Annotated in this window: 28 protein-coding genes and 1 pseudogene; 19 read left to right on the forward strand and 10 right to left on the reverse strand. The window is 64.3% G+C overall.

Going from position 1 to position 23,942, the window contains the following annotated elements; all coding sequences use genetic code 11:
* The first annotated feature begins 84 nt into the window (after window positions 1-84).
* The 6 genes from cbiE to IEX61_RS02115 all read left to right on the forward strand — a co-directional run bounded on the left by cbiE (window position 85) and on the right by IEX61_RS02115 (window position 6,504).
* A complete protein-coding gene (cbiE, locus tag IEX61_RS02090; RefSeq protein WP_188816674.1) occupies window positions 85-1,326 on the forward strand; it encodes a precorrin-6y C5,15-methyltransferase (decarboxylating) subunit CbiE in 1,242 nt (413 codons plus the stop codon).
* Entirely contained in the window at window positions 1,323-2,036 is a 714-nt protein-coding gene (gene cobI / locus IEX61_RS02095; RefSeq protein ID WP_188816663.1) for a precorrin-2 C(20)-methyltransferase, read from the forward strand. The genes cbiE and cobI overlap by 4 nt, the downstream gene beginning before the upstream one ends.
* On the forward strand, window positions 2,033-2,845 hold the full coding sequence (gene cobM, locus IEX61_RS02100; RefSeq protein WP_373288387.1) for a precorrin-4 C(11)-methyltransferase: 813 nt from the start codon (window positions 2,033-2,035) through the stop codon (window positions 2,843-2,845). Before cobI ends, cobM begins: the two co-directional genes overlap by 4 nt.
* On the forward strand, window positions 2,842-4,047 hold the full coding sequence (locus IEX61_RS02105) for a cobalt-precorrin 5A hydrolase (protein WP_188816664.1): 1,206 nt from the start codon (window positions 2,842-2,844) through the stop codon (window positions 4,045-4,047). Before cobM ends, IEX61_RS02105 begins: the two co-directional genes overlap by 4 nt.
* Window positions 4,044-5,507, forward strand: a complete 1,464-nt coding sequence (locus IEX61_RS02110) for a cobyrinic acid a,c-diamide synthase CobB (RefSeq protein WP_188816665.1) — start codon at window positions 4,044-4,046, stop codon at window positions 5,505-5,507. Before IEX61_RS02105 ends, IEX61_RS02110 begins: the two co-directional genes overlap by 4 nt.
* Before the next feature lie 163 nt (window positions 5,508-5,670).
* Window positions 5,671-6,504 (forward strand): SDR family NAD(P)-dependent oxidoreductase, encoded by an 834-nt coding sequence (locus tag IEX61_RS02115; RefSeq protein ID WP_054670562.1) that lies wholly within the window; start codon window positions 5,671-5,673, stop codon window positions 6,502-6,504.
* Between the two features lie 578 nt (window positions 6,505-7,082).
* Here IEX61_RS02115 and IEX61_RS02120 read toward each other — a convergent pair.
* Window positions 7,083-7,691, reverse strand: coding sequence for a lytic transglycosylase domain-containing protein (locus IEX61_RS02120; protein WP_083462925.1), 609 nt, complete (start codon window positions 7,689-7,691; stop codon window positions 7,083-7,085).
* A 299-nt stretch (window positions 7,692-7,990) separates the two neighbouring features.
* Between IEX61_RS02120 and IEX61_RS02125 the strand changes: the two genes are divergently transcribed.
* Window positions 7,991-8,395, forward strand: a complete 405-nt coding sequence (locus IEX61_RS02125; protein ID WP_054670559.1) for an ArsR/SmtB family transcription factor — start codon at window positions 7,991-7,993, stop codon at window positions 8,393-8,395.
* 2 nt (window positions 8,396-8,397) lie between these two features.
* A pseudogene (locus IEX61_RS02130) lies at window positions 8,398-10,379 on the forward strand (heavy metal translocating P-type ATPase).
* 158 nt (window positions 10,380-10,537) lie between these two features.
* Here IEX61_RS02130 and IEX61_RS02135 read toward each other — a convergent pair.
* From IEX61_RS02135 to IEX61_RS02160, 6 genes are all read right to left on the reverse strand, one after another.
* A complete protein-coding gene (locus tag IEX61_RS02135; protein ID WP_188816666.1) occupies window positions 10,538-11,107 on the reverse strand; it encodes a manganese catalase family protein in 570 nt (189 codons plus the stop codon).
* A gap of 76 nt (window positions 11,108-11,183) precedes the next feature.
* Window positions 11,184-11,468, reverse strand: a complete 285-nt coding sequence (locus IEX61_RS02140; protein ID WP_188816667.1) for a spore coat protein CotJB — start codon at window positions 11,466-11,468, stop codon at window positions 11,184-11,186.
* Complete coding sequence (locus tag IEX61_RS02145; protein WP_054670565.1) at window positions 11,449-11,703, reverse strand: spore coat associated protein CotJA; 255 nt, start codon at window positions 11,701-11,703, stop codon at window positions 11,449-11,451. Before IEX61_RS02145 ends, IEX61_RS02140 begins: the two co-directional genes overlap by 20 nt.
* Window positions 11,704-11,996: 293 nt before the next feature.
* Window positions 11,997-12,389, reverse strand: coding sequence for a hypothetical protein (locus IEX61_RS12335; RefSeq protein ID WP_229725601.1), 393 nt, complete (start codon window positions 12,387-12,389; stop codon window positions 11,997-11,999).
* 524 nt (window positions 12,390-12,913) lie between these two features.
* Window positions 12,914-14,134 carry a DNA polymerase IV gene (gene dinB, locus IEX61_RS02155; protein ID WP_188816668.1) on the reverse strand — a complete coding sequence of 407 codons (1,221 nt, stop codon included), beginning with the start codon at window positions 14,132-14,134 and terminating at the stop codon, window positions 12,914-12,916.
* A 195-nt stretch (window positions 14,135-14,329) separates the two neighbouring features.
* On the reverse strand, window positions 14,330-15,004 hold the full coding sequence (locus IEX61_RS02160) for a type 1 glutamine amidotransferase domain-containing protein (protein ID WP_054669131.1): 675 nt from the start codon (window positions 15,002-15,004) through the stop codon (window positions 14,330-14,332).
* Window positions 15,005-15,105: 101 nt separating this feature from the next.
* Here IEX61_RS02160 and IEX61_RS02165 point away from each other — a divergent pair, with 101 nt between their 5' ends.
* A complete protein-coding gene (locus IEX61_RS02165) occupies window positions 15,106-15,705 on the forward strand; it encodes a LysR family transcriptional regulator (RefSeq protein ID WP_054669133.1) in 600 nt (199 codons plus the stop codon).
* A gap of 50 nt (window positions 15,706-15,755) precedes the next feature.
* Here the strand turns inward: IEX61_RS02165 and IEX61_RS02170 are convergent, their stop codons facing one another.
* Both IEX61_RS02170 and trxA read right to left on the reverse strand, forming a co-directional pair.
* Window positions 15,756-16,139, reverse strand: a complete 384-nt coding sequence (locus tag IEX61_RS02170) for a rhodanese-like domain-containing protein (protein WP_054669136.1) — start codon at window positions 16,137-16,139, stop codon at window positions 15,756-15,758.
* 27 nt (window positions 16,140-16,166) lie between these two features.
* The gene (gene trxA, locus IEX61_RS02175; protein ID WP_054669138.1) at window positions 16,167-16,484 is read right to left on the reverse strand and encodes a thioredoxin; all 318 of its coding nucleotides are present in this window, start codon (window positions 16,482-16,484) and stop codon (window positions 16,167-16,169) included.
* 212 nt (window positions 16,485-16,696) lie between these two features.
* Between trxA and IEX61_RS02180 the strand changes: the two genes are divergently transcribed.
* Window positions 16,697-17,473 carry a sulfite exporter TauE/SafE family protein gene (locus IEX61_RS02180; protein WP_054669167.1) on the forward strand — a complete coding sequence of 259 codons (777 nt, stop codon included), beginning with the start codon at window positions 16,697-16,699 and terminating at the stop codon, window positions 17,471-17,473.
* Between the two features lie 30 nt (window positions 17,474-17,503).
* Window positions 17,504-18,112: a class I SAM-dependent methyltransferase gene (locus tag IEX61_RS02185; RefSeq protein ID WP_054669141.1), complete on the forward strand. Its 609-nt coding sequence runs from the start codon at window positions 17,504-17,506 to the stop codon at window positions 18,110-18,112.
* Here the strand turns inward: IEX61_RS02185 and IEX61_RS02190 are convergent.
* A complete protein-coding gene (locus IEX61_RS02190) occupies window positions 18,092-19,429 on the reverse strand; it encodes a glycosyl hydrolase family 18 protein (RefSeq protein WP_054669143.1) in 1,338 nt (445 codons plus the stop codon). The genes IEX61_RS02185 and IEX61_RS02190 overlap by 21 nt on opposite strands.
* A gap of 236 nt (window positions 19,430-19,665) precedes the next feature.
* Between IEX61_RS02190 and IEX61_RS02195 the strand changes: the two genes are divergently transcribed.
* The 8 genes from IEX61_RS02195 to IEX61_RS02230 all read left to right on the forward strand — a co-directional run bounded on the left by IEX61_RS02195 (window position 19,666) and on the right by IEX61_RS02230 (window position 23,901).
* The gene (locus IEX61_RS02195; protein WP_083462816.1) at window positions 19,666-19,992 is read left to right on the forward strand and encodes a rhodanese-like domain-containing protein; all 327 of its coding nucleotides are present in this window, start codon (window positions 19,666-19,668) and stop codon (window positions 19,990-19,992) included.
* On the forward strand, window positions 19,992-20,564 hold the full coding sequence (locus IEX61_RS02200) for a sulfurtransferase TusA family protein (RefSeq protein WP_054669145.1): 573 nt from the start codon (window positions 19,992-19,994) through the stop codon (window positions 20,562-20,564). The genes IEX61_RS02195 and IEX61_RS02200 overlap by 1 nt, the downstream gene beginning before the upstream one ends.
* A gap of 63 nt (window positions 20,565-20,627) precedes the next feature.
* On the forward strand, window positions 20,628-21,032 hold the full coding sequence (locus IEX61_RS02205) for a DsrE/DsrF/DrsH-like family protein (RefSeq protein WP_054669147.1): 405 nt from the start codon (window positions 20,628-20,630) through the stop codon (window positions 21,030-21,032).
* 26 nt (window positions 21,033-21,058) lie between these two features.
* Window positions 21,059-22,204, forward strand: coding sequence for an MBL fold metallo-hydrolase (locus IEX61_RS02210; RefSeq protein ID WP_054669149.1), 1,146 nt, complete (start codon window positions 21,059-21,061; stop codon window positions 22,202-22,204).
* 24 nt (window positions 22,205-22,228) lie between these two features.
* Window positions 22,229-22,453: a sulfurtransferase TusA family protein gene (locus IEX61_RS02215; RefSeq protein ID WP_054669151.1), complete on the forward strand. Its 225-nt coding sequence runs from the start codon at window positions 22,229-22,231 to the stop codon at window positions 22,451-22,453.
* A gap of 152 nt (window positions 22,454-22,605) precedes the next feature.
* Entirely contained in the window at window positions 22,606-23,001 is a 396-nt protein-coding gene (locus IEX61_RS02220; RefSeq protein ID WP_054669154.1) for a DUF302 domain-containing protein, read from the forward strand.
* 72 nt (window positions 23,002-23,073) lie between these two features.
* Complete coding sequence (locus tag IEX61_RS02225; RefSeq protein ID WP_083462812.1) at window positions 23,074-23,547, forward strand: DsrE/DsrF/DrsH-like family protein; 474 nt, start codon at window positions 23,074-23,076, stop codon at window positions 23,545-23,547.
* A gap of 117 nt (window positions 23,548-23,664) precedes the next feature.
* Complete coding sequence (locus tag IEX61_RS02230; RefSeq protein WP_054669173.1) at window positions 23,665-23,901, forward strand: metal-sensitive transcriptional regulator; 237 nt, start codon at window positions 23,665-23,667, stop codon at window positions 23,899-23,901.
* Window positions 23,902-23,942: the final 41 nt, after the last annotated feature.

Here is a 23,942-nt window from a genome sequence, read left to right on the forward strand (position 1 = left end):
CCGGTTGACGCTGCAGCCGCGGACCGCACGGCAGACGCATCGGGCCGTCCCGGACATGAGGCCAGCTGCGCAAAGCGCGAAGGCATGCGCCGTCGGGAGCCGATTCGCGTGCTGGGCATCGGTGCCGAGGGACCGGCTGGCTGGGGCGAGGCGTACCGCCGGTGGGTGGAGGAGGCGGATGTGCTGGTCGGCGGCGAGCGGCAGCTTTCGTTCTTTCCCGATTTTCGCGGGGAAAAGTGGGTGCTCAAAAGCGCGATTGGCGAGGTTGTCGACCGGATGGTGGCGCAGCCGCCCGAGCGGAAGATCGTCGTCCTCGCCTCGGGGGATCCCCTCTTCTACGGGATCGGCGGGCTCCTTGTCAAAAAGCTGGGGCGCGACAGCGTGGAGATCCACCCCCACCTCAGCTCGGTCCAGCTCGCCTTTGCCCGCATGGGGGAGAGCTGGCACGACGCCGCCTTCCTCAGCGTGCACGGACGCCCCCTCGACGGCCTGGCAGAGCAGGTGCGGCGCCTGCGCAAGGTGGCCATCCTCACCGACGACGTCAACACCCCGGCGGCCGTGGCCCGCCATCTGCTCGATGCGGGTGTTGACGGCTTCCGCGCCTTTGTCGGGGAGAACCTCGGCGCACCGGATGAGCGGTGCACGTGGTGGGACGATCTGCGCGAGCTGGCCAAGGCCGCGTTCGCGCCGCTCAACGTCGTGGTGCTCCTTCGGAAGTGTCCCGACGCGGTTTCCGACATCCCCCTCGGCATCCCCGACGAGGCCTTCGCCCAGCGCAAGCCGGACAAGGGGCTCATCACCAAGAAAGAGGTGCGCGTGATCAGCCTGGCCGAACTGCGCATCCGCAAAGACAGCGTGGTGTGGGACATCGGCGCCGGCACCGGCTCGGTGGCCATCGAGGCGGCTCGCCTTGCGCCGGAGGGGCAGGTGTTCGCCATCGAGAAGAATGCCGAGGACGTGGCCAACCTGCGCGAAAACGTGCGTCGCTTTGGGCGCCGGGTAACCGTTGTCCACGGCACGGCGCCGGAAGGCCTTGAGGCGTGGCCCGATCCCGACGCTGTCTTCATCGGCGGGACGGGCAAGCAGATGGCGGCGATTCTCGACGTCGTCTGCGCGCGGCTCAAACCCGGCGGTCGCATTGTCCTGAACGCGGCCACGCTGGAGAACCTGCACGAAGCCTATGCGGGGCTTGTGGCGCGCGGCTTTGCTGTCGAGGTGCGCCTTGTGCAGGTGGCGCGCTCAAAGCCGATCCTCGACATGCTGCGCCTGGAAGGGCTCAATCCCGTGTTCGTGCTGACGGCGTACCGGAAGGAGGAGACGACATGACGCGCATCGGGACGCTCTACGGCATCGGCGTCGGGCCCGGCGACCCGGAGCTGATCACGGTGAAGGGGCTGCGCATCCTGCGCGAGGTGCCCGTCGTGGCCTACCCCAAAACGCGCATGGGCGGAGGCAGCTACGCCTATCGCATTGTTGAGGGGTATCTCGACCCCGCGCATCAAGAGCTTCTCGGCCTCGTCTTTCCCATGACCCGCGATCGCGCCGTGCTGGAGCGGCAGTGGGAAGAGGTGGTGGCCCAGGTGTGGGCCGTGCTGGAGGCGGGGAAGGACGTGGCCTTTGTCACCGAGGGCGACGCGTACTTTTACAGCACCTTCATCCATCTCAGCCGGCTGATGAAAGAGCGCCATCCGGAGGTGGAGGTTAAGGTGATCCCCGGCGTCTCCTCGATCCATGGCGCATCGGCGCAACTTGACCTTCCCCTGGCCGATGGAGACGAGCGCATCGCCGTCGTTCCGGCCACCGAGGACCTGGCGGCGATGGGGCGCGTGCTCGACGCCTTCGATTGCGTTGTCTTTCTCAAGGTGGCCAAGGTGCTCGACGGGATCATCGGCCTCCTCCGCGAGCGGAACCTCCTCGACAAGGCGGCGGTGGTCACCAAGGCCACGGCGCCGGGGGAGGAGTGCATCGTGACCGACGTGGCATCCCTCGAGGGCCAGGAGCTGGAGTACCTGACGCTGATGGTGGTGCGCAAATGACGGCGGCGAACGCATCGAGCGGCATGGGCAAAGTCTGGTTTATCGGTGCCGGGCCGGGCGATCCCGACCTGATCACGGTAAAGGGGCTGCGCATCCTCCAGGAGGCCGACGTGGTTGTCTACACCGATTCCCTCGTCAGCGACGCCCTGATTGCTCGTGCCCGCCCCGACGCCGAGGTGCTGGGAAGCGCGGGGATGACGTTGGAGGAGATTGTCGCCGTGCTCGTTGCCCGCGCCCGCGCCGGGAAGACGGTGGCCCGTGTGCACACCGGCGACCCGTCGGTGTTCGGCGCGGTGCTGGAGCAGATGGCCATGCTGGAGCGGGAAGGGATTCCCTACGAGATCGTCCCCGGCGTTTCGGCCGTCTTCGCCGCCGCGGCGGCCGCGCGCGTCGAGCTGACCGTGCCCGAGCTGTGCCAGACGGTGATTCTCACCCGCGTCGAGGGACGAACGCCGATGCCGGAGGGCGAGCGGCTGCGCGACCTGGCCCGCCACGGCTGCACGCTGGCCCTTTTCTTGAGTGCCACGCTGACGAAAAAGGTGATGGCCGAGCTGCGCGCCGCCGGGTGGGGCGACGACACGCCGGTCGTCGTCGTGTACAAGGCCACCTGGCCGGACGAGCGCATCCTCCGCACGACCCTCGGCGAATTGGATGAGGCGGTGCGCCGCGCCGGCATCCGCAGCCACGCCATGATCCTGGCTGGACGGGCCCTCGATCCGGAGTTGGCTCGCTCGAGCGCCTACCGCTCACGCCTGTACGATCCGGCGTTCACGCACGGGTACCGGACCGGGAGGGGAGAGGGAGCATGAACCCAAACCTGCCGCATCGCCGCCTGGCCCTGGTGGCCATCACCACCCACGGGACGGAGATCGTTCGCCGGCTCGCCGCGTCGTACCAAGGCGATCCGGACGCTCCGGCGGTCGACGTCTTCTACATGAAAAAGCACGCCCGCGGTGACGAGGCGGAGAGGGGCTTCCGCCTGTTCGAGGGTTCGGTGCGCCGCATCCTGCCGGAGCTCTTTGCCCGCTACGACGGGCTGGTGCTCGTCATCTCCCTCGGCGCCGTGGTGCGCATGATCGCACCGCTTCTCGTGGACAAGAAGACCGACCCGGCCGTCGTCGTCATCGACGACCGCGCCGAGCATGTCATCAGCGTGTTGTCGGGCCACGTCGGCGGGGCCAACCTTCTCACGCGGGACATCGCCCGCCGCCTGGGCGCTCGGCCGGTCATCACCACCGCCTCCGACGTGCAGGGGACGATCGCCGTCGACCTCTTCGGCCGCCGCTTTGGCTGGCGCCTGGTGAACTGGGACAAGGTGACCCCGGTCAGCGCCGCCGTGGTCAACGGCGAGCGCGTGGCCGTGGTGCAGGAGTCGGGCGAGCCGGATTGGTGGGAACACCCTCATCCCCTGCCGCCAAACATCACCGTGTACCGCTCGGTGCGCGAGGCCCTGGCGGCCAAGGCGAACGCCTACCTCGTCGTGACGCACCGGCTGCTCGATCCCGACGAGGAGGCCATCCTGGAAAACGGCGTTCTTTACCGCCCCCGTTCCATCGTTCTCGGCCTTGGCTGCAACCGCGGCACGAGCGCCGAGGAGATCGAGCAGGTCATACGCGACACGCTGGATGCGCTGCGCTTTGCCGTGGAAAGCGTGCGCAACGTGGCCACGATCGACCGGAAGAAGGACGAGCCGGGTCTCGTCGCCGTGTGCGCCAAATACGGCTGGCCCCTTGTCGCCTATACCCCGGAGGAGCTCAACGCCGTGCCCATCGCCCACCCGTCGGAGACGGTGTACCGCTACACCGGCGCCTGGGGCGTGAGCGAGCCGGCGGCGATGCGTTCGGCCAACGCCACCTCGCTCGTGCTGGAGAAAAAGAAACACGGCAATTGCACGATTTCCGTGGCCCTCGTCGACTACGGCCCGCCGCGATGGGACGGCACCGCGGACACCGGTGCGGCGGAGACCGCCCGAATCGCGCAAGCGGCCGCCGGAAAGGAGGAAGGGCCATGAGCGCAAGCGAGCGGGGCTGTGGTTTGCCCGCGGCGGACGGTGAGGCGGCCGGCGTTCACCGTTCCCGTCTCGTCATTGCCGGGGCGGGCAGCGGGGTGGGCAAGACGACGCTGACGATCGGCCTGATGGCGGCGTTGAAGGCGCGCGGCCTTGCCGTGCAGGGTTTCAAGTGCGGGCCCGACTACATCGATCCGACGTACCACACGGCGATCACCGGCCGGCCGTCGCGCAACCTCGACGCGTGGATGATGGGGCCTGCGGCGGTGCGGGAGATCTTCCTCCGCGCCAGCGCCGGGGCGGACCTGTCGCTGATCGAAGGGGTGATGGGGCTTTTTGACGGCAAGCGGGCCACCGACGACGAGGGCAGCACGGCGCACATCGCCCGCCTGCTCCGCGCGCCGGTGCTCCTCGTCGTGAACGCCGCCAGCATGGCTCGCACGGCGGCGGCCATCGTGAAGGGTTGCCAGGCGATGGCCGAGGGGTTTGCCATCGCCGGCGTCATCGCCAACCAGGTGGGCAGCGCTGGCCACGCGCGGCTCATCCGCGAGGCGGTGGAGCAGGTTTGCGGCGTGCCCGTGGTGGGCTCCCTCGTGCGTGACGACGGCCTGGTCATCCCCGAGCGGCACCTCGGCCTCGTGCCGGCGGTGGAGCGGGGGGAACTCGCGCCTTTGTTTGCCAAGCTGGCCGCGCGCGTCGCCGAAACGGTCGACCTCGACGCCGTTGTCGCTTTGGCCCGGTCGGCCCCGCCCCTTGCGCCCGAGCCTCCGCGCCTTTTTTCGCCCGAGAAGCGCCACAGCGGGCCGCCCCGTGCGCGCATCGCCGTGGCGCGCGACGAGGCGTTCAACTTTTACTATCCCGAGAACCTCGAACTGCTCGAGCATGCCGGTGCCGCGCTCGTTTTCTTCCGTCCGACGCACGGCGACCGGCTCCCGGAGGAGGTTGACGGCCTGTACCTCGGCGGCGGCTTTCCCGAGGTGTACGCCGCCGAACTGGCGCGCAACCACGCCCTGAAGGCCGACATCCGCCAGGCGGCGGCCGCCGGAATGCCCATCTTTGCCGAGTGCGGCGGCTACATGTACCTGTGCCGCGCGCTCACCACCTCCGACGGGCGGACGCACGAGATGGTCGGCCTCATCCCCGCCCGCGTGCGCATGGGGCAGCGCCTGGCCGAACTGGGGTACCGGGAAGTGCGGGCCGAACGCGACACGCCCCTTTTGGCCGCCGGCGAGACGGCCCGCGGCCACGCGTTTCACTACTCGGTCCTCGAGCCGGAGCCGGACGCCGCCGACGCCTGGCCGTACGCCTATTGCGTCCATTCGCGCTTTGGCGAACGGCGTGAAGGCTACGCCGCCGGATCGGTGCTTGCCGGCTACACCCACCTGCATTTTGCCTCCAATCCGCGCATGGCCGAGCGCTGGGTGGCGGCGTGTGCGGCGTTTCGGCGCGCGCGATTGCGATAGCAGGGCCGAGGGGCTGCGGTGTTTTTCGATCAGGCGATGGCACGCGACGTAAAAGGAAGAGGAAATTGCCTGCCGATGGCGAAAAAAGCGGAGCAATGGGCGCCGGATCACGCGTATACATGCCGTTTGAGGGGAGCGGCGCAACGATCGAAGGAGGGAGACCATGGGCGCAGGCGGCAAGACGGCGCTGATCACCGGCGCATCAAGCGGCATTGGGCACGAACTGGCCAAGTTGTTTGCCCAGAACAGGCACAATGTGGTGTTGGTGGCGCGCAGCAGAGAGAAGCTGGCGGCCGTGGCCGACGAACTCCAGCGGCGCCACGGGGTGCAGGCCATCCCGTTGCCGGCGGACCTGGCCCAACCCGACGCGCCGCGGGAAATCTACGAGGCGCTGCGGGAACGCGGCATCGCCGTCGATTTCCTCGTCAACAACGCCGGGTTTGGGCTGTATGGCCCCTTTGCCCAGACCGACTGGCCCATTGAGCGGGACATGCTGCAGGTCAACGTCGTCGCCTTGACCCATCTGACCAAGCTGCTGGTGCCGGAGATGATCCGGAGGGGGGCGGGCCGCATCCTCAACATGGCCTCGATGGCCGCTTTTCAGCCCGGTCCGCTGATGGCCGTCTACTACGCCACCAAGGCGTATGTGCTCTCCTTCTCGGAAGCCCTGGCCGCGGAACTGAAGGGGACGGGAGTGACCGTCACGGCGCTTTGTCCGGGGCCGGTGAAGACCAACTTTGATCGGCGTGCCCGCTTGGATTCCTCCAAACTTTTCAAGCGGCGCTTTCTGATGGCCGATGCGCCGACGGTGGCGGCCGCCGGGTACCGGGGCATGATGGCGGGCAAATCCCTTGTGATTCCGGGATGGCCCAACAAGCTGCTGGTGCAGGGGCAGCGGTTGGCTCCACGTACCTTGGTCGTACGGGTGGTGCGCAAGCTGCAGGAGCCGATTGACGGCCCAACGCTCCCCTTTTCCGGGCGTTCGGTGCCCCGTTAGGCGCGCCACAAAAAAGCGCCCGCTGCCCCTTAGGGGTGTTCGGGCGCTTGGGGTTCTCCGGCGGCGGGCGTTTGGGGTGCGGGCGCCTTGGGTGAAGCGGGCCGCTGGGGCTGCGGAGTTGGTTGGAACGGCGTCCGCTCTTGGGGTTGCGCCTGTGGAGCGCGGGGTTGCGCGGTCATCGGCTGCTTTTGCTGCTGCAGCCGTTACTGTAGGTTTTGTTTCGCCATCTGCTGCATCTTCTGCTGCATCTTTTGTTGCATCTTCCGCATCGGGGTTTGCGGATTTCAGCCGGCCAGCAGCACCATGCTCCCGGCCAGCAAAACAGGTGCAAGCTTGCGCATGGCGAAACCTCCTGAACGGCTTCAAACGGCATGGTGAAACGCAAGGATGTCGCACCGTGCTGTAGTTTGCCCCGCGTCGCGGGACGGGTTGCCTGGAGGATGGTGCCCGACGCGGCAACAGCTTCCTGAACCGCACCCCTTCACAGAAAAACGCGCCTTCCGCAATGGAAGGCGCGTTTTTCGCGTTGTGGGCCCGGCATGGATGCACCCGATGTTCGCGTGCGCGCGTCGGCGAGGTTACCCTTGCGCGTCGACCGTTCGGCCGAGCACCTTGGCCACGTAGGCCCGCGTTTCCCGATAGGGCGGGATACCGCCATACCGGTCAACCGCGCCCGGTCCGGCGTTGTACGCCGCCAGTGCCAAGGCCACATTGCCCTTATAGCGATCAAGGAGGGAACGCAGGTAGCGCGTGCCGCCGTCGATGTTCTGGGCCGGGTCGTAGGGATCGCGCACCCCCAGCCAGCGGGCCGTTGCCGGCATGAGTTGCATCAGGCCCATCGCCCCGGCTGGCGACGTGGCGCGGGGGTTAAAGCCCGATTCCACCTGAATGACGCGGCGGATGAGCCGTTCGCTCACGCCGTATTTGCGGGCCGCCTGGGCGATCAGCGTGTCGAAGGGGTGCCGATCGGGCGGTGAGGTCGACATCCCCTTTTCGGTGCCGCCGATCGGCGCGCTTTCGGCTTGCGCAACCCGGGGCGGATTCGGCTTCCCAGCGGGAGGCACGCGGGATGCCGTGCCTGCTGTTGTGTTCTCCGATTGATCGGCCAAAGCCGCCGCGCTTTCCCCGGCCTGCTGCAGGTACGCGGCCAGCAGCGCGGCAAACAGGTCGTGATGCGATGGCGCCATTGGGGCAACGGCCGCGTCGGGTGCCGGCAGCTGGTGTACGGTGTACAGGGTCACCAGGCGTGCGAACAGGTCAGGGCGCATGCGTTCACCTCCGTCCAAATCCGGATCGCCCTCTCCCTATGATTCGACATCCGGCGGCGATTTCCTGTAGAGGAAGGGCCCGTTGGAGGGTGAACCCGTTGTCCCGCTTGCTTCGGTTTGGTTTCGCTGCGGCATGCGGTTTGCCGGTTGACCCCCCCGGCCTCGGCATAGGAAAATGAAAATACGATCATATTACTTTTTGACTGTGGAGGTGCGCCATGTCGCCTCGACCGATCCGTTGCCAACCGGAGCCCGATGCACCGGTTTGTGAAGTGAACGTCGTTCATCAAGACGTGGTAAGCCGTCTCAAGCCCGAGGTTGAGCGCATGGAGGGGGTGGCCACCGTTTTTAAAGCCTTGGCCGATGACACCCGGGTGAAGATTGTGTACGCCCTGAGCCAGGCCGAACTATGCGTATGCGACGTGGCCGCCCTCATCGGCAGCACCAAGGCGACGGCATCTTATCACCTCCGGCTTTTGCACCACATGGGGTTGGCCAAGTACCGGAGGGAGGGCAAGCTGGTGTATTACCGCCTGGCCGATTCCTCCATCGGGAATCTGGTTCGCGAGGTGTTGCACCATCTGCATTGCGACCGAGGAGAGAAGGAAGCAGGAGGGAAGTAGACATGGCGCAAGCTGCACATCCAGCCCGCGGAAAACCGACCGTGTTCCGCGTGGAAGGGATTACCTGACTGGACTGCGCCGCGAAGTTCGAGAAGAGCGTCGCGGCACTCCCTGGCGTGAACAGGGCGAAGCTCAACACCGCTACGGGAAAGCTTGTCGTCGAAGGAGAGGCGGATCTGGAGGCGATCCGCCGTCTGGGGAAGGCGGAGAACTACACCATCGTCCCAGAAGGGGAGCCCCAAGCCGAAACAACCCGGCGGAAGGTCAACGGTGACCTCATCCGGGCGGTTGTGTCAGGCGTCGCCCTCCTGGCGGCGTATCTCGTGGACCGATCCGGTGGACCGGGCACCGTCTACGTTCCGCTCTACGTCTCCGCAATGGTGACCGGCGCGTGGGGGAACGCCCGGAAGGCCTGGTATGCCCTCCCACGCCTCAACCTCAACATGAGCGTCTTGATGACCCTCGCGGTGATCGGCGCCATGGCCATCGGGGTCTGGGAAGAAGGTGCCGTGGTGGCCTTCTTGTACGCGGTATCCGAAGTCCTGGAATCCTGGACCCTGGACCGGACCCGGCGGTCGATCCGCGAGCTGATGGACCTCGCCCCCAAGGTGGCCCGCGTTCGCCGTCCGACGGGCGAGGTGGAGATTCCCGTTGAGGAGGTCCAGATAGGGGACATCCTGATCGTCCGGCCCGGCGAGAAAATCGCCATGGACGGGCGCATTGTCAAGGGCATGTCGGCGATCAATGAAGCCCCCATCACGGGGGAGTCGGTCCCGGTGGAAAAAGGCCCCGGCGACGAGGTCTTTGCCGGAACCCTCAACACCCACGGTTCCCTTGAGGTCGAGGTGACCCGGCGCGTGGAAGACACCGCCCTCGCCAAGATCATCCATCTGGTGGAGGAGGCTCAAGCCACGCGCGCGCCTTCCCAGGCCTTCGTCGATCGGTTCGCCGCCGTCTACACCCCAATCGTGCTTGTGGCAGCGGTCGGCACGGCCGTGGTGCCGCCCCTTGTTCTCGGCGACGCGTGGGGGCCGTGGCTGTACCGGGCCCTTGCCCTTCTCGTCGTCGCGTGTCCCTGCGCGTTGGTCGTGTCCACCCCGGTGGCCATCGTCAGCGCGATCAGCAACGCCGCGCGGAACGGGGTGCTCATCAAGGGGGGCATCCACCTGGAGGAGGCCGGCGCCCTGCGGGCCATGGCCTTCGACAAGACGGGCACCCTGACCAAGGGCGCGCCTGCGGTGACCGAGCGCTTCCGGGGCGGGGGGCAAAGGGGGTTGTGGACGGGCAAACCCTGTACATCGGGAACCTCCGCCTGTTCGAGGAATTGGGCCTGTCGCCTCAGCCCGTAGCCGAACAGGTGCGCCGCTTGCAGGCAGAAGGCAAGACGGCGATGGTCCTGGGCACGGAGAAGGCGTTTCTGGGGATTGTGGCGGTGGCCGACGAGGTGCGGGAAACGAGCCGCATCGCCATCGCCGAACTCAAGAAAGCCGGGATCGAGAAGACCATCCTCCTCACCGGCGACAACGCGGTGACGGCCCGGGCCATCGCCGCGCAGGTGGGCGTAGACGCCTTTGAAGCCGAGTTGCTCCCTCAGGACAAGGTGGCGGCGATCCGCCGCCTTGCACAGCAATACGGCAAGGTGGCGATGGTGGGCGACGGCATCAATGATGCGCCGGCCCTGGCTGCGGCCACGGTCGGCATCGCCATGGGCGGCGTGGGGACGGACGCGGCGCTGGAGACCGCGGACATCGTCCTCATGGCCGATGACCTCAGCAAGCTGCCCTTTACGATCCGGCTCAGCCGGGCGGCCCTGCGGGTGATTCGGCAGAACATCGCTTTCTCCCTGGTGACCAAGGCCATTGCCGTGATCGCCGTTTTTCCGGGGTGGCTGACGCTGTGGCTGGCCGTGCTCGGCGACATGGGGGCCACGCTCCTCGTGACCCTCAACGGCATGCGGCTGATGCGGCTGAAACCGGAAAAGTAGGGTGTGGCGCGCCACCGTTTCCCCATGCAAAAAAGCCTTCCCGTCGGGGCACGGGAAGGATCGGACTGCAGACAAACCCTCGGTGCCAATGCGACCGAGGGCGTTTTCTTGTTGTCTCTGGCTGGGGAACGAACGTGTCCGGCCAAGCCCATTAAACACTAAAAATACTTCTTCCGGTCGCACTCTTCCTTCAAAATTTCCACCGCTTCCCGGAAGCGCTGGGAGTGCACCACTTCCCGCTCGCGCAAAAAGCGCAGGCCGTCCTTGAGGTCCGGGTCGTCGGTCATGTCGATGAGCCACTGGTAGGTGGCGCGGGCCTTTTCCTCCGCGGCGATGTCCTCGTAGAGGTCGGCAATGGGGTCGCCCTTGGCCTGGATGTACGCGGCCGTGAACGGCACGCCGGCGGCGTCATGGTAAAACAGCGCCTTGTCGTGGCTGGCATAGTGTTCGCCGAGTCCGGCCGCTTTCAGCTGTTCCGGCGTGGCGTCCTTGGTCAGCTTGTAGACCATCGTGGCGATCATTTCGAGGTGGGCCAGCTCCTCCGTCCCGATGTCGTTGAGGATGCCGATCACCTTGTTGGGCACCGTATAGCGCTGGTTGAGGTAGCGGAGGGCGGCGGCCAGCTCGCCGTCGGCGCCGCCGTATTGTTCCAGAAGGTATTTGGCCATCCGCGGGTCGCACTTGCTGACCCGGACGGGGTACTGCAGCTTTTTCTCATAGATCCACATGGCGGTCCTCCTTTGGCCCAATGGTCTGCTTCAGGTTGAACGGGATGCCGCAATCCCGGCGAGGGAACGGCGCGCTTCAGACCTGCCACGGCCACGGCACGTCATCCCAGTTCCACGGATACCGGACGTAGTCGTGGCCAAAGTGTTGCAGGGGGCCGGAAATGGCCTCCAGCTGACGCTTGACGCCCTTGCGCTTCCGGACGAGGTCGTTGTATTGGCGGACGGCGTTCAGGTCGTCCGGGTGGGTATCGAGATACAGGTTCAGTTCCAGCAGAACGAAGTCGAGGGCCTGCAGCTCCTCGAGGAGCTCGTAATATTCCTCCGGCATCTTCCGCTGCTCGTCAATGTGACGACGGTCCATCGCAGCTCTCCCCTTCCCGTTCGACTGGACGGTTGTATCCCTCATACGGGCTGAACAGGGCCGGCCACAGGGTGCCGCGCCGGAGGGCTTCCCGCGGCGGGTACTGGGGCAAATTGGGCGGTTGGAAGCCCAGGTACAGGTTCGGCGGCGTGTTGTACGCCTTCACCCGTTCGGCCGGGCAGGGGTCGAAGGGGCTCGCATAGGGACGCCAGGTCTTGAAGTTGGTGTGACGCATTGGCGGGGCGATGGGTCCCATGTACGGCGGGTACGGGTGCTTCCACATGGGGACGCGTTCCTCCTCCTTCTTGAGTGGTGGCGGAGCCATTACCCACGGTATTCGCCGCCGCGGGCGGGCGTCACTCGGGCGTGTGGAAATGGGCGCACGGGCGGGGTGGACATCGCCCGTGCAGCCCGACGTGGATACGGTATATCCTACAGAAGCGCGCTATGTGAACCTGTTGCTGTATGTCCAGCCATGAAAACAGTATGGCCCTGCCATTCTTCTTACGCAGGGCCAATGCAAGTGTTTTAATTCTTATTGCCTTTTTTCTCAGCTTCATACAAATAATAAATTCCAACAACTAAAGCTATTATGCTTAATATTCGTGGAGTATTGCCTACATAACTTAAATATTGCGAAAAATCACTTTTTCCCCAGCCACCTCCTTGTAAACTAAGCCGATACAATGCGGCTGTAATATAATGAGACGCAAAAAGAAATGCGGAGATACCACAAAACGCTACGCCGGCACCACGTTTTGACATTCGTATCTCCCCTTTGTTAAAAGAATTGAAGGCCTTTGGTTCCTTATCCTTTCCTTGTGGAGCAGTAAAAGCAAGCTGTCCTGGAGACACTAATGACAACGCTAACACAAGAACGCCAATAAATCTTAATCTTAATAATAAACTCTCTTTTATCACCAGAATACCCCCTCCATGTATAAGATTTATAGTTTTTGGTTATCCGTCATCAATTTTAATAACAGCCCCCTCATATGTAAACAAGAAATAGTAGACAAATTTCGACAAAAATGAACTGATTGTCGAATCGTGATAGTCGTTGACTTTGTGTCTAACACGTGGCACGTGCGATCAACTGGCGTGCATACATCCTGGTGTTTTTCGGCCGGTGACGCGCCTACGACCGAATGGCTTTGCTGTCCGGGGCCAGGCGCTTGCTTTAGTCGGGAAGGTACGTGGTCATTGCCTTCTGCAGCGCGACGAAGAGGGCTTCCAGCTCGGCCTCATGGGCTTCAACCCGTTTCCAGAAGCGACTGAAGGCTGCTACACAATCATTTGCTGCCCTTTATCGCGATGATGGTCCATAGCTGTCGGGAGAGTCATTACCCACGGTATTCGCCGCCGCGGGCGGGCGTCACCCGGGCGTATGGAAATGGGCGCGCGGACGGGGCGGCATTTGCCGGCACCGCCTGCATGGCCCGGCGTTACCTGCGGTGTCCGCCGATCTTGCCGGCGCGGTCGAAGAAGACGCTGGCCGGGGTGAGGGAGACGGCGCGGAGGAGGCTCGTCTTGCCGTGCCGGGCGCGGATGCGGTCGATGGCCGCGGCGAGGCGCCGCTGGCGCGCTTCGCGGCCGAACAGGTCGAGCTGAAAGCCGGTGTCGGGGGAAAGGGCGCCCAGGCTCACCCCCACCATGCGCACGCTCTGGCCGTTCCAGAAGCGCCGGAGCAGGTCGCAGGCGGCGGCGAACACCGGCGGGGTGACGTTGGTGGGCGCCTCCAGCTTTTTCTGGCGGTGCAGGCCCGACAGGTCGGCAAAGCGCAGGGTGAGGGAGACCGTCTGGCCGACGTAGCCGCGGGCGCGGGCGCGGTGGCAGACGTCGTCGACCAGCTCCAGAAGCACCACGCGCAGCTCCTCGAAGGTGCGGTAGTCACGCGGCAAGGTAAACATGTGGCCGATGGACCGGCGCACGGCCACCGACGCCGGGTCGACCGGGCTGTAGTCGATGCCGTTGGCCGACAGGTGGAGCACCCGCCCGATCAGGCCGAAGCGGCGCGCCAGGCGCTCGGGATCGGTTTGGGCGAGGTGGCCGATGGTGCGAATGCCCATGCGGTAAAAGTGGCGCTCCAGGCGCGGTCCGACGCCGAACAGCTCCCGCACGGGGAGGGGCCACAGCCGAGTGGGCACGTCCTCGTGGGTGAGCACGGTGAGGCCGTCGGGCTTCTCCAGGCCGGCGGCCATCTTGGCCAAGAGCTTGTTCGGCCCCACCCCGATGGAGCAGGTGACGCCGATCTCGCGCCGGATGCGCGCTTTGAGCCGCTGCGCCGTCTCCACGCCGTCGCGCACGAGGTCGGTGGCGTCGGGCAGCTCGAGGAACGCCTCGTCGATGGAGAAGGGCTCGACGAGGGGCGTGATCTCCTTCATCATGGCGAGGATGGCGTTGGACACTTCCACGTAGGTGGCCATGCGCGGGAGCACGAATACGGCGTCCGGGCACAGGCGCCGGGCCTCGCCCACCGGCATGGCCGTCTTGACGCCGCAGCGCTTGGCCTCGTAGGACGCGGCGAGGACGATGCCGTGCCGCTTTTCCGGGTCGCCGCAGACGATGACCGGCTTGCCGCGCAGGGCGGGGTTGTCGGCCTGTTCCACGCTGGCGAAAAAGGCGTCCATGTCGGCGAGAAGCACGGTGCGCACAAAGCGCCCCATGGGCCTTCCCTCCATACGAACATATGTTCGGTTCCTTTATTAGTGTACGCCACGGCGGCCCGGTTGAAAAGGTGAGGAAGAATGTGGAGAATACACGGGATGCGCGCCGCAAACAAAAAAACGCTCGCGTCGACGGACGCGAGCGAGAAGCCCAACGCCAGTGGCGACCCGCGCCACCTACCGCGTCGGAAGGGCTCAGCCCTTGGCCGTGCTTTCGAGGGTGCGGATGACCGCTTGGGCCGCGGAAATGCCGGACTGCGGGTTTTGCCCGGTGATGAGCAGACCGTCCTGCTCCACGTGGTCGGTCCATTTTTCGGCGGCGATGAAGTGGGCCCCGAGTTCCCGCAGCCGCGATTCGAGCAGGAACGGCACCAGCTTGTCCAGCTGAACGGCGCGCTCTTCCTCGTTGGTGAAGGCGGTGACCCGCTTCCCGGCCACCAGGGGCTGGCCGTTCGACAGCACCACCCCGACGAGGGCCGCCGGGCCGTGGCAGACGGCGGCGATCACCTTGTTCGCCTCGGCAAAGCGGCGCACGAGGGTGCGCACGTTCGGATCCACGGGGAAGTCGAACATCGTCCCGTGGCCGCCCGGAACAAAGAGGGCGTCGTACTCCTCGGGGTTGACCGCGGCGACGGGAACGGTGTCCTTCAGCCGCGCGATGGCCGCCTCCCAGCGCCGCTCGTTTTCCTCGTTCAGGCTGCGCGGGTCGATCGGCGCCGGCCCGCCCTTGGGGCTCGTCACCGTGATGGCGTACCCCGCCTTTTGGAATTCCTCGTACGGCTCGGCGAACTCCGACAGCCAAATGCCCGTGGGATGCTTGTCGTCCATCTTGTCGTGGCTGGTCACGAGCATGAGGATGCGTTTCGACATGGTTTGTCCCCCTTTCGCTGTTTTCGATTCCCTTATTAGAGTACCTCGCCTCAACGGTAGAATGGAAATGAGAAAAATCCCGCAGGGGGATAAAACGAGTTATGGCGGATTTCGAGTGGTTTCGGAGCTTTGTGGCGGTGTATCGGAGCGGCAGCGTATCGGGAGCGGCCGCTGTGCGCCACCTCACCCAGCCGGCCATCAGCCAGCACATTGCGGCGCTGGAGGCGGAAGTGGGCGCTCCCCTGTTTGAGCGGCATCCGCGGGGGATGGTGCCTACAAAGCGGGGCAACGAGCTCTACAGCCAGGTGGCGCCCGCCGTCGACGACCGCGCGCATCTGGAGCGATGGCTCCTGGTCCAGCCGTGGATCGCCTACGGGCCAGAGCTGCCGATCATCCGGCGATTTTGGCGAAGGGGGTTCGGGCATCGCCCCACCCTCGAGTCGGTGCTGGTCGTTCCCGATTTGCGGACAATCGCCGAGCTGGTGGCGTGCGGTTATGGCCTGAGCGTGCTTCCGGACTACTTGTGCGCAGGAGGCGTGCGGAGCGGCCGTCTGCGCATCCTTTGGGATCCGCCGGAGCCCGTGACGAATCAACTGTTTGTCGCGATCAAGCGATCGGACCGGGAGGATGAGCTTCTGATGCGGGCCGTCGACGCGCTGTTAGGCCTGGAGGGGAGCGGACCGCACCGCGGAAGCCCATAACCGGAAAAACGGACGGGACATCGCCGCAGGGGCGTGTCCCGTTTTTGCGTCTAGCGGACCAGCACGTCGTTCAGACCGATCAGACCGCCCCGGACGTTGACAAGGTGCGTGTAGCCGCGTTTTTTGAGCCAGCGGGCAGCCTGTTTGCTGCGCATCCCGCTGGCGCAGTAGAGGATGATCGGTTTGTCTTTTGGCAGGCGATGGTGTTGAACGGCCAGTTGCGAGAGCGGAAGGTTGATGGCGCCGGGAAGATGCCCCGCCCGGTATTCGTGGGGCTCCCGGACGTCGACGAGGAGAAACGCGCGCGGACCCTTTAGGCGCGCGCGCAGTTCGGCGGGACCGATGGTGGCCACACCGCGCACGGGCGCCAGGCGGGTGTAAAGGAGCCAGATGAGCGCGACGACAAGGGCTAGCGGCAAAAGGGTTTCGAGCATGGGCGTTGTCCCCTTCCTTCTTCCGGCTTACAGATACGATTCCACCCACGATTTCAGCAGCTCTTTCGGCTTGTAGCCGACGAGGGTGCCCAGCTCGATGCCGCCGCGGAACAGCTTCAGCGTCGGCACGCTCATGACGCCGAACCGGCTGGCGGTATACGGGTTTTCGTCGATGTTCAACTTGGCGATGGTGACGCGGTCGCCCAGCTCCTGCGCCAGCTCATCCAGCACGGGTGCCAGCATACGGCACGGCCCGCACCACGGCGCCCAGAAGTCCACCAGAACGGGCCCCGCTTGCCGAATTGTTTGGTCGAAGGTCCGATCGGTCACGGTGATCACGGACATGAAGAACCCCCCCTTTTTCGTATTATACCCCTAGGGGTATATTAGCGCAGCGGGAGCCAAAACGCAAGTATACGTTGCGCGGGATTCACAAAAACTAACGGCGGCTTCCAGGGGACCGATTGCGGAGCCCTCTGATCCGCTGTAGAATACATATACGGGTACCCGTAAATTATCCGCATGCGAATCCATCTGAAGGAGAAGAGGTGACGTTCATGTCGTGGGCGGAAGCGTTGACGCTGTTCGCCATCGGGTTCGTCGGTTCCTTTATCAGCGGGATGGTGGGAATCGGCGGTTCGATCATCAAATACCCCATGTTGCTGTATATTCCCCCGCTTCTCGGGGTTGCTTCCTACTCGGCGCAGGAGGTGGCCGCCGTCAGCGCCGTCCAGGTGTTCTTTGCCACGTTGGCCGGCGTATGGGCGTATCGCAAAGACCGGTACATTCACCCCAAGTTGGTTGCCTACATGGGGACGGCGATCATTTTCGGCAGCTTTCTCGGCGGCTTTGGTTCCAAGTTTTTGGACAACGCGACGATCAACTTCGTCTACGCCGTTCTGGCGGCGATTGCGGCGGTGATGATGTTCATTCCGCGTCCGGAACGCGAAGCACGTTACGAAGAGGTGACGTTTTCCAAGCCCATTGCCACCCTGTCCGCCTTTGTCGTAGGACTGCTGTCGGGCATCGTGGGGGCGGCCGGCGCGTTCATCCTGATCCCGATCATGCTGGTGGTCCTCAACATTCCCACCCGCGTGGCGATCGCCTCGTCGATGGCCATCACGTTCATCTCCTCCATTGGCGCGACGGTGGGAAAGGTGCTGACGGGCCATCTGCTCTTCTGGCCCGCGGTGATCATGGTGATCGCCAGCACGCTGGCTTCGCCCCTTGGCGTGCGCGTGGCCAAGCGCGTAAAGGCGAAGATTCTCAAAGGCATTTTGGCCGCGCTGATCTTGGCCACCGCCCTCAAAATCTGGGTGGACATTCTCTTCTAAATCTAAATCTAATGTCGAGGGGGAGAGAGGATGGCCAACCGCGCGTTTTGGGAAAGCCGGTTTGCACAGGAAGCCTACGTTTATGGAACGGAGCCCAACGCTTTTGTGCGGCAGGTGGCACCGCACCTGCCGAAGGGGCGTACGCTGGCTGTGGCGGATGGAGAAGGGCGAAACGCCGTTTACTTGGCCCAGTTGGGGCATGAGGTGACCATGTGGGATTACGCACAGGCGGGCCTCGAGAAGTGCCGACGGCTTGCGGAGGCGCGCGGGGTGCGGGTGGTGACGGAGTGGGTCGACGTGACGAAGGCCACCTGGCCGGAGGCACGTTTTGATGTGGTGGTTTGCACCTATTTGCACCTCCCCGCGCCGCAGCGCCAAGCGGTGCTCAGCCACATGGCCTCCGCGGTCAAGCCGGGAGGCCACGTGGTGATGGAGGTCTTTTCGCTGCACCAGCTGCGCTACGGCACCGGAGGGCCGGCCGATCCGGCGCTTTTGTACCACCCGGCCGAGTTTTGGTTTGCCTTTTCGACATGGCGGGTGAAGCATTGGTTTTGGGGCGAGGTGGAGCGGAAGGAAGGGCTGTACCACAACGGCACGAGCCATGTCCTTCAGTGCTGGCTACAGCGCCCGGAACAGTGACCAAAACAGCGTCTCGCCCTGAGGGAAGAACAGGTTCATCTGCCAGCCTCCTACGCCCGCCCATTTGTACCGTTTCACCAGGGCAAACTTGGCGGCCAGGCTGCGGGCGTCTTCAAACCACACCTCGTGCCGCTCGCCGTTTGCCGTGTAGCGGTAATACGGCGTGCGCGAACGGGGGTCGAACCGAATCGTCGCCCCGCGGGCGATGGCCTGTTCCAGAGCTTTCTGTTGGGACAGCGCCCGTCCGTTGCCGGCGGTCACGTTCCAGTCGTATCCGTACATGGGAATCCCCAAATACAGCTTTTTGGGCGAAATGACCGTTGACGCGTACGCCATGGTGGCCTTGACCTGTGGGTACGGTGCAACGGGCCCAGGACCGGTAAAGGGCGGGATGTGCCAATCGTAGGCCATGACAAACACGCGGTCGGCGTACTTCCCAATCGCGGCGTAATCGTAGCCGCCGGCGTGGGCGGGTGTATGAGGGCCTTGCTTGGGGGGCACCGAGACGGCAATCTCCATCCCCGAAGGACGCAATTTCGCGTGGAGTTCGCGCAGGAACTGCGTGTACAGCGCGCGGTCTTGTGGCTTGAGTCCCTCAATGTCCAGCATGACGCCGGGGAAGCGGTTGGCCTTGAGCAGGTGCCAAATGCTGTCGACGAGGGTGCGTCGCTTGGCCGGATGGGCGAGAATGCGCCGCATGTGCGCGGCGTCAAAGCCGCTTGGCGTCAAATTGGTGAGGACGGGGTAGGGCAGCTGTCCCTGTGTGCGCAGGACAGTGGTAGCCGGCCCAAAGGCGCGCACGGCCAGCGAGCCATTGGGGTTGATGCGCACGTCAAACAGCCCGACGCGGCGAACCGTCGAGCGGTAGCGGGCCAGCAGGGCGCGGTCTTTTGCCGCGTTTCCCGAGGGGACAAAAAACAACCCGGCGTCAATCGGCCTTCTACCATCTTGCGGGATGCGCAGGCGCGTCCCAGGGACAAGGGGCTGGTCGGCGCGCAACCCGTTGACCTGACGCAGCGCCTTCACGCTTGTGCCGTGGCGCACGGCCAGTTCCCAGAGCGTGTCGCCGGGGCGTACGGAAAGGGACGGCCGCGGCACAATCAGCGCTTGCCCGGGTACCACCTCGGGGCGGGTGAGGCCGTTGAGCTGGGCCAGGCGTTGCCAGGTGGTGCCATGGCGTTTGGCGACGCGTGACAGGGTGTCACCGGGTTGTACCACGTCAATGGCCCAACCGCTTGTCCGGGCGGAGGCTTGAGGGGAAGCGAGAGCAATGAACAGGGGCAAAACCAAAAGAATGCGCAACAGGCGGCGAAGCATGGACGTTGAGTCCTCCTTTCCCATCGTCGTCGATCTTCCGCAAGCCTGTGTTTCTAGTGTGGAAAGGAGGTTCCCATCGCTTTCCCGGAATGTTTCGGCAGGCTCCGGCACAGGCTACAGCGCAGAGACGTTGCGCTCTCCTTGACAAATGGCCTCGTGTTTTTCTATACTGAAGGCAGAGGTTGATACCTATAGGGGTATATGTACATGATCTGTGAGCGAGGACGGTGAACATCATGGCCGCGGCAGTGCGCGAGATTACGCCGCAAGAGGCGAAAAACGTGCTGGCGCGCGAGCAAGACCGCTTCGGCGTGCTCGATGTGCGCAAAGCGGAGGAGTGGGCCAAAGGCCATATTCCCGGCGCGCGGCACATCCCGTTGGAAGAGTTGCCGCTCCGCGTGGCCGAGCTCGATCCGCAGCGCGAGTGGATCGTGGTCTGCCGCAGCGGCAACCGCAGCGCCAAAGCGTGCGCGTTTTTGGCCGAGCGCGGCTTCCGCGTCCGCAACCTGCAGGGCGGCATGCTGGCGTGGAACGAAACGGAAGGGGAGGGAGGAGCCAAGTAATGAACATTCGGGTGGACAAAACCATTCATTGCGAAGGGCTTTCCTGCCCGATGCCGGTGGTCCGGACCAAAAAAGCCATTGAGGAACTGGCTCCGGGCCAGGTGCTGGAGGTGGTGGCCACCGACCGCGGATCCCTCGCCGACCTCAAAGGCTGGGCCCAACGGGTCGGTCACCAGTACCTCGGCGTCAAGGAAGAAGGAGGAAAATTTCACCATTACATCCGCCGGGCCTCGGCAGAGGAAGAAAAGCCGGAAACGCTCTTTCCGCACACCGCATCCAACGAGGAGCTGGCGCAAAAACTGGCGGCGGGCGAGGCCGTGAAGGTCCTCGATGTGCGCGAGCCGGCGGAGTACGCCTTTGGCCACATTCCCGGCGCGATCAACATTCCGCTCGGCGAGCTGGAGGAGAGGCTGGCCGAGCTGGATCCCAACGAGACCTACTTCGTCATCTGCCGCACCGGGAACCGCAGCGACTTGGCCTGCCAGCTCCTTGCCGAAAAGGGGTTTGCCCGGGTGAAAAACGTGCTTCCGGGCATGTCCAAGTGGGAAGGCCCCGTGGAAACCCGCGTGTAAGGCAAGACCGACACCGATTCTCCATCATCACATCATCTTATCGTTTGAGGGAGGAGGATTCCCATGGCGGACAAGAAAAAGCGTGTGGCCATCATTGCGTCGACGGGCGGGCTCGAGACGGCCTACAAAGTGCTGAACATCGCCACGGCGGCGGCAGCCCTTGACGCGGAGGTGGCCGTGTTCTTCACCTTCGACGGGCTCTCCATCATCCACAAGGACGCCGCGTCGATGCTGCAACTGGGGCCTGGCAAGGAGCACTTGAAGGAAAACTTCGCCAAAGCCGGCGTGCCGACCATCCCCGAACTCCTCAACATGGCCAAGGAGTCCGGCGTCAAGCTGATCGCCTGCCAGATGACGATGGACGTCATGGGGCTCGACCGTTCCCACTTCATCGACGGCGTCGACGTGGGCGGCGCGGCGACGTTCCTCGACTTCGCCTTTGACGCCGACGTGACGCTGAGCTTCTGAGCTTCCGCATGCAGGAGGGGATCGCCATGGGCAACGTGCCGGTCATTACGCCCAAGGAACTGCATGAGAAGATCGCTTCTGGCCAGCCCGTCTTCATCCTCGACGTGCGCAACGAGGACGAATACGCGAACTGGAAAATCGAAGGGAAACACGTCACCTCGATCAACGTCCCGTACTTTGCCTTCGTGGAAGAAGATGCATCCGTGTGGGAGGCCATTCCCAAAGACGTCAAGGACATCGTCGTCGTCTGCGCCAAGGGTGGCGCGTCGGAGTTTGTGGCCGAGCAGCTGCGCGAGAAGGGGTACAACGCCGTCTCGCTCAAAGGCGGCATGCTGGCGTGGAGCCAGTTCTATCACCCCGAATTGGTGGCGTTCGATGAGAACCTGAAACTGTACCAGGTCAACCGTTTGGCCAAAGGGTGCCTCTCGTACGTGCTTATTTCGGAAGGGGAAGCGCTGGTCGTCGACCCGAACCGCCACGTTGACGTCTATCTCGAGCTCGCCCAGAAGGAAGGGGCGACGATCCGGCACATCGTCGACACGCACCTGCACGCCGACCACATTTCCGGCGGGCCGGAACTGGCCAAGCGGACGGGGGCAACCTACTACTTGCCGTCGAGCGACGTGCAGGACGGCACCGTCTCCTTCGAGCCGTTGGAGCGCCATGAGCAGATCCACATGGGCAAGGTGGTCGTGGAAGTGCTGGCCATCCCCACGCCGGGGCACACGCCAGGATCGACGTCGCTCCTGGTGAACAAGAAATTCCTCCTGTCTGGCGACACCATCTTCGTCGGCGGCCTCGGGCGGCCCGATTTGGGCGGCAAGGCCAAGGAATGGGCGCAGATGCTCTACGACACGGTGTTCAAAACGATCGCCAACCTGCCGGATGACGTTTACGTGCTTCCGGCCCACTATGCCGACGTGCAAGAGATCAACGACCGTGGCATCGTGGGGGCGACCCTCGGCGAGATTCGCCGCAGCAACGAAATCATGCGCACGCAAGACCGGGAACGCTTCACGGAAACGGTGGCCGCTTCGGCCCAAGCCGAGAAGCCGCCGAACTTTGAGACGATCGTGGCCATCAACCGCGGCCTGCAGTCGGTGACGCCGGAAGAGGCCACGGAGCTCGAAATCGGGCCCAATCGCTGTGCGGCCCACCACAGCACGCTGTAACGATAGGGAAAGGGAGGGAGCGTTATGGCCGATTTGGTTGTCGACGCGCGCGGGCTGTCGTGCCCCATGCCGATTGTCAAAGCGAAGAAGGGCATCGAATCCCTGCAGCCCGGACAAGTGATGGAGCTCATCGCCACCGACAAGGGCTCGGTAAATGACGTGCAAGCCTGGGCAAAGCAGGCCGGACATGAGGTCCTGTCGGTGGAGGAGCGGAACGGCGAATACCATTTTCGCATCAAAAAGGGGTAAGCGGGGGAATCGAAAGGCGTTCCTGTTGCGGGAGGGCGGGGGCAACGCGTTCGCCCTCCCTCTTTCTGCCGTTTGGAATACGGATACCCGCATCGGTGCAAAAGGCCATTGGCGATGTCCATTCCCTTTGCCTAAAAGGAGGTTTGCCGGAGATGGAAGGCTTTGCGATTCGCTTCACCACCGAACGTTCCCTTGAAGACGTGCGCGAGCGGCTGCGGGAGGCGCTCGCGAAGCGCGGATTCGGTGTGTTGTGGGAACTGGATGTGGCGGAGACGTTGGCGAAAAAGGGACAGCCCGTTGCGGGGCCATTTGTCGTGTGGGAGGTGTGCAAGCCGGCGGTGGCGGCAGAGGCGCTGGCGGAAAACGCCGATGCCGTCTTCCTCTTGCCCTGCAAACTGGGGGCGTACGCCCGTGACGGCCGCACGGTGGTCGGGATGATTCGGCCGACCCACCTGGCGTCGCCGTTTGGCGAACGGCTGGCCGCCATCGGGCGCGACGTCGAGGAGGAACTCGTGGCGGCGCTCCGCGAGGCGACGCAAGACGCGTAACGGGCGGCCGTTATGGTCGCATGCACCGTATAAAAAATTTGGAAGAAATCTGGAAAACGGGAGGGGAAAACCGTGGCCGACAAAACGACGATCATCGTGTTCAGCGGCGATCTCGACAAAGCGATGGCCGCCTTCATCATTGCCAACGGGGCGGCGGCCATGGGCAGCGAGGTGACGATGTTCTTTACCTTCTGGGGATTGAACATCCTGCGCAAAGCGCACGCCGCTCCCGGAAAGAAGCCCTGGATGGAGCGGCTGTTTGGCGCCATGATGCCGAAGGGGCCGGAACGCCTGGGCCTGTCCAAAATGAACATGGGCGGCCTGGGGGCCCGGATGATGAAATGGGCGATGCGGCGCAAAAACGTCTCCCCCTTGCCCCAGCTCATGGAGATGGCGCGGGAGCAAGGGGTGAAATTGGTCGCCTGCACCATGTCGATGGACGTGCTCGGCATTCGCCCTGAGGAGCTGATCGACGGCGTCGACTTCGGAGGCGTGGCGACGTACCTGGGCGAAGCGTACGAGGCGAAGCTGAATCTGTTCATTTGACGGGAGGGGCAGGGGCTCCTTGAAGGGGCGACCCGCGTTGGGATAGGATAAGGGCAGCCGGATGGCAAAAGGGGGTGATCCACCGTGCCCACGATCCTGTACGACGACAAGTTGAAGATGCGGCTCAAACGCGTGGAAGGGCAGATCCGCGGCGTCCTGCGCATGATGGAAGAAGAGGCCACCTGCAAGGAGGTCGTCACGCAGCTCACCGCTGCCCGCACGGCCATCGACAAGGCCATCGCCTACCTCGTGGCGACGAACATGGAGCAGTGCATCCTCGAGGAGCTCTCGAAGGGCGGCGATTCGCGCAAGGTGGTGCAGGAGGCCATCGAATTGCTCATCAAAAGCCGCTAAAACGAAAACAGCAAGTCGCACCGACTTGCTGTTTTTTTACG

This window comes from Calditerricola satsumensis (genome assembly GCF_014646935.1).
Classification (GTDB): domain Bacteria; phylum Bacillota; class Bacilli; order Calditerricolales; family Calditerricolaceae; genus Calditerricola; species Calditerricola satsumensis.

Coding starts and splice junctions, on each gene's coding strand:
- cbiE (WP_188816674.1), top strand. CDS start 85: ATGCGCCGTCGGGAGCCGATTCGCGTGCTGGGCATCGGTGCCGAGGGA.
- cobI (WP_188816663.1), top strand. CDS start 1,323: ATGACGCGCATCGGGACGCTCTACGGCATCGGCGTCGGGCCCGGCGAC.
- cobM (WP_373288387.1), top strand. CDS start 2,033: ATGACGGCGGCGAACGCATCGAGCGGCATGGGCAAAGTCTGGTTTATC.
- IEX61_RS02105 (WP_188816664.1), top strand. CDS start 2,842: ATGAACCCAAACCTGCCGCATCGCCGCCTGGCCCTGGTGGCCATCACC.
- IEX61_RS02110 (WP_188816665.1), top strand. CDS start 4,044: ATGAGCGCAAGCGAGCGGGGCTGTGGTTTGCCCGCGGCGGACGGTGAG.
- IEX61_RS02115 (WP_054670562.1), top strand. CDS start 5,671: ATGGGCGCAGGCGGCAAGACGGCGCTGATCACCGGCGCATCAAGCGGC.
- IEX61_RS02120 (WP_083462925.1), bottom strand. CDS start 7,691: ATGGCGCCATCGCATCACGACCTGTTTGCCGCGCTGCTGGCCGCGTAC.
- IEX61_RS02125 (WP_054670559.1), top strand. CDS start 7,991: ATGTCGCCTCGACCGATCCGTTGCCAACCGGAGCCCGATGCACCGGTT.
- IEX61_RS02135 (WP_188816666.1), bottom strand. CDS start 11,107: ATGTGGATCTATGAGAAAAAGCTGCAGTACCCCGTCCGGGTCAGCAAG.
- IEX61_RS02140 (WP_188816667.1), bottom strand. CDS start 11,468: ATGGACCGTCGTCACATTGACGAGCAGCGGAAGATGCCGGAGGAATAT.
- IEX61_RS02145 (WP_054670565.1), bottom strand. CDS start 11,703: ATGCGTCACACCAACTTCAAGACCTGGCGTCCCTATGCGAGCCCCTTC.
- dinB (WP_188816668.1), bottom strand. CDS start 14,134: ATGGGGCGCTTTGTGCGCACCGTGCTTCTCGCCGACATGGACGCCTTT.
- IEX61_RS02160 (WP_054669131.1), bottom strand. CDS start 15,004: ATGTCGAAACGCATCCTCATGCTCGTGACCAGCCACGACAAGATGGAC.
- IEX61_RS02165 (WP_054669133.1), top strand. CDS start 15,106: ATGGCGGATTTCGAGTGGTTTCGGAGCTTTGTGGCGGTGTATCGGAGC.
- IEX61_RS02170 (WP_054669136.1), bottom strand. CDS start 16,139: ATGCTCGAAACCCTTTTGCCGCTAGCCCTTGTCGTCGCGCTCATCTGG.
- trxA (WP_054669138.1), bottom strand. CDS start 16,484: ATGTCCGTGATCACCGTGACCGATCGGACCTTCGACCAAACAATTCGG.
- IEX61_RS02180 (WP_054669167.1), top strand. CDS start 16,697: ATGTCGTGGGCGGAAGCGTTGACGCTGTTCGCCATCGGGTTCGTCGGT.
- IEX61_RS02185 (WP_054669141.1), top strand. CDS start 17,504: ATGGCCAACCGCGCGTTTTGGGAAAGCCGGTTTGCACAGGAAGCCTAC.
- IEX61_RS02190 (WP_054669143.1), bottom strand. CDS start 19,429: ATGCTTCGCCGCCTGTTGCGCATTCTTTTGGTTTTGCCCCTGTTCATT.
- IEX61_RS02195 (WP_083462816.1), top strand. CDS start 19,666: ATGGCCGCGGCAGTGCGCGAGATTACGCCGCAAGAGGCGAAAAACGTG.
- IEX61_RS02200 (WP_054669145.1), top strand. CDS start 19,992: ATGAACATTCGGGTGGACAAAACCATTCATTGCGAAGGGCTTTCCTGC.
- IEX61_RS02205 (WP_054669147.1), top strand. CDS start 20,628: ATGGCGGACAAGAAAAAGCGTGTGGCCATCATTGCGTCGACGGGCGGG.
- IEX61_RS02210 (WP_054669149.1), top strand. CDS start 21,059: ATGGGCAACGTGCCGGTCATTACGCCCAAGGAACTGCATGAGAAGATC.
- IEX61_RS02215 (WP_054669151.1), top strand. CDS start 22,229: ATGGCCGATTTGGTTGTCGACGCGCGCGGGCTGTCGTGCCCCATGCCG.
- IEX61_RS02220 (WP_054669154.1), top strand. CDS start 22,606: ATGGAAGGCTTTGCGATTCGCTTCACCACCGAACGTTCCCTTGAAGAC.
- IEX61_RS02230 (WP_054669173.1), top strand. CDS start 23,665: ATGCGGCTCAAACGCGTGGAAGGGCAGATCCGCGGCGTCCTGCGCATG.